This window comes from Kluyvera sp. Awk 3 (assembly GCF_028069715.1).
Classification (GTDB): domain Bacteria; phylum Pseudomonadota; class Gammaproteobacteria; order Enterobacterales; family Enterobacteriaceae; genus Kluyvera; species Kluyvera georgiana_A.
Genome location: NZ_JANEWH010000239.1, coordinates 1 through 2,844 on the forward strand (window position 1 = coordinate 1; position 2,844 = coordinate 2,844).

The following is a 2,844-nucleotide window of genomic DNA, read 5'->3' on the forward strand; positions in this document are numbered from 1 at the left end:
ATGCCGGATAGATAAATCATTACATAAACCATTATTTTTTTACTGTTACCAGGCCACACGGTGGTCTAAACTGACTTAAGGGCAATAATGGGCCCACAAAATGTACGCTATTAAATGGATAAAATAGTCTTCGCAAAGGAACTGACTTGTGACACAGAACTGCCGATCTCTTCGACGCGGGCTGGGTCTCCTTGTTCTACTGACCCTGTTGCTCGTTTGCACGACTCGCGCTCTTGCCGTACCGCCACAAAAAGTCAAAACGGCTTCCACCGTCCCTGTCTGGATACTCGATGCCGATAATTTTGAATTCTGGCGCGACGACCACGGACAGTTTCGCGGGTTCTATCCCGAACTGCTGCACGCCATCAATTCACGCTACGGCTATAATCTGACCCTGCAGCCCATTGACGGCACCACGTTCGAACAGCGCTTCAGCCATCATGACTACGGGCTCTACGCCAGCGTGCTGCAAACCCGTGAACATCTGAAGAATACAATCCTTTCCTTACGCCTGCTCGAAAACACCATCGTTACCGCCAGCATCACTCGACAAGCCAAGACCGTACGAGACCTAAACGACACAAGAGTCATTTTCCGCCGGCACGATCCGACCCAGACGATCGTCAAACAAGCTTATCCCTCCCTGACATTTCAACAGATCATCGAGGTCGACAGCAGTAAAGAGGCCTTGCAAATTCTGCGCAGCGGCGGTGCCGATTTCTATATCAATGAAGACAGAGAAATCGGCAGCCCACAGTACTACTACACCATTTCTCGTCCATTTGATTCACTGCGTATCACCGCCTCATTCGGGATAAGCCCGGAACTCATTTCACTACGCAACAACATCAATCAGTTGATTAACGAGTGGCAGCAAAACGGCAAGCTTCAGGCGCTGGAAGAGCAAAGCCAGATAGAGTTTCTCCGCCATAACCTCATCATCACCCCCGAAGAGCGCAACTGGTTACAGGAAAATCGTCTGACGCTGTGGCTGCCGAAGAATGAGAACTTCTCTCCCATTATCTGGAAAGACAATCAGGGATATCACGGCAGCGCCATCAGCATGGTTAACGATCTTCGCGATCTGCTTAATATCAACGTTGACGTTCAATTCGTTGATAATTATTTGATTCGCATGAAGAACGAAGAGTGGCCACTGCGGCTTGCCGATATTATTGATGTCCGCGACGGCGCACAGCTGGAAGGCCTGGTTGGCCCGCTGCTGAACTGGTACAACGCCTATTACAATAAGGTCGGTCAGCCGTTTATTCTTGATGAAGAACAGGTGCGCTATCAGCGGATTGGCGTGATACGCGGTTCGTTTGCCGCATACTATCTGCGTCAGCGGTTTGGTACCGACGTGACGTTGGTCGCCCGCGCCACCATCGACGAACTGCTGGATACCATCGATAACAACCAAATCGACTTTATTCTTGGTGATTTAAGCTCGCTGGAGCAAGCCCTACGCGGCAGCGATCTGTTCCGCGGCGCGCTGAAAGTTGCCGGGTTGACCCATTCCAGCTATCAGATAGGGACCTGGGTGAACATCGATCACCCTCTGCACGCGCTGCTGGCTCAGGTTCATCTCATCTCCAGCTATCGTCACCAGCTCACGCCTCCCACCAGCGTCGCGGCCTCCACGTCGCTAAGTAAAAATACATTACAAATTATTAGCGCCGGGCTGCTGGCCGCGCTGATCTTTATCCTGAGTATGATGCTGATGATGTGGCGGCATATGAACCAGAACCGCGCGATTAACCGCAGCATTGTCGAGGCAATGGAAAAGATTAATCACGTCCACGATGATGAGACCGGTTGCCATATCCGTCGCGTTTCTGCCTATTGCAGCCTGTTGGCCCGCGCGATGAAGTTGCCCCAGCGCCAGATTCGTGACATTGAAAATTTCGCTTCGCTACATGATATTGGCAAAATTGCCGTTCCCGAGATGATTCTGCGTAAGCAGGGCAAACTCACCGAGGACGAGTTTAAGCAAATTCAGCAGCACTCAGTGAAAGGCTGGCGTATCGTCCAGGGGCTGGTGCTCGGCTCTGTGGCGGAAAACCTGATCCATTATCACCATGAAAAATGGGACGGCAGCGGCTATCCGGATGGATTAGCCGGTGAAGCCATCCCGCTGGAGGCGCGCATTCTGGCAATCGCCGATGTTTACGATGCGCTGCGGCAAAAACGAGTCTACAAACCCAGCTTCTCCCATGAACGTGCCTACGAAATTATCGTCAGCAGTTCCGGCAGCCATTTTGATCCGACGCTGGTCAAACTGTTTTGCCAGTTGCATCTGCAGTTTCAGGCCATTTATGAGTCACAAGCGGATTAACCCCTGAATCTGGCGACTATTCAAGGGATTGGCCACCGAGGGGGCGGCTACAATAAGATTACGACAGATTGCGCAGAGCGACTTGATGAAAAGCCTCCTACTTATCCCTGCCCTGCTGGCACTTTCCGCGTGCTCGGTTCCCCGCACGGCAAGCGTCAGCGAAGTTGATGCGACCAGCGGTATCGTTCGCCTGACCTACGGGCAGGCGGTACTGCAAAACGCCCGCACCGACAGTTACCTGGCCCAGTCCGAGGCCAATAAGGCCTGCCAGCAAATGGGCTACGCCACCGCATTTTCCTATGGTCAGCCCATTTCCACCTGCTCCACCATTAGCGGCTCACTGTGCCTCAACGAATATATCACCCTGCAATACCAGTGCCGGGGTGTCGCCAATATTCCTGCTACCAGCGCCTGGTATTAGTTCACTCGCCGGTGAATTCCGGCGTTATTATTTCCCTCTTGATATCTATTGTTATATTTCTGCCAATGAGTTTTATTCACATTCGCAT

At 52.0% G+C, this 2,844-nt stretch carries 2 protein-coding genes; both read left to right on the forward strand.

Annotation, left to right across the window (positions count from 1 at the left end):
- The first annotated feature begins 148 nt into the window (after positions 1 to 148).
- Positions 149 to 2,335: an HD domain-containing phosphohydrolase gene (locus tag NNN71_RS24165; RefSeq protein WP_167575547.1), complete on the forward strand. Its 2,187-nt coding sequence runs from the start codon at positions 149 to 151 to the stop codon at positions 2,333 to 2,335.
- A gap of 85 nt (positions 2,336 to 2,420) precedes the next feature.
- Entirely contained in the window at positions 2,421 to 2,756 is a 336-nt protein-coding gene (gene yecR / locus NNN71_RS24170) for a YecR family lipoprotein (RefSeq protein ID WP_163448980.1), read from the forward strand.
- Positions 2,757 to 2,844 lie beyond the last annotated feature (88 nt).

Excerpts from the sequence above, each read along its gene's own strand:
- yecR (WP_163448980.1), top strand. The coding sequence starts at position 2,421 with ATGAAAAGCCTCCTACTTATCCCTGCCCTGCTGGCACTTTCCGCGTGC.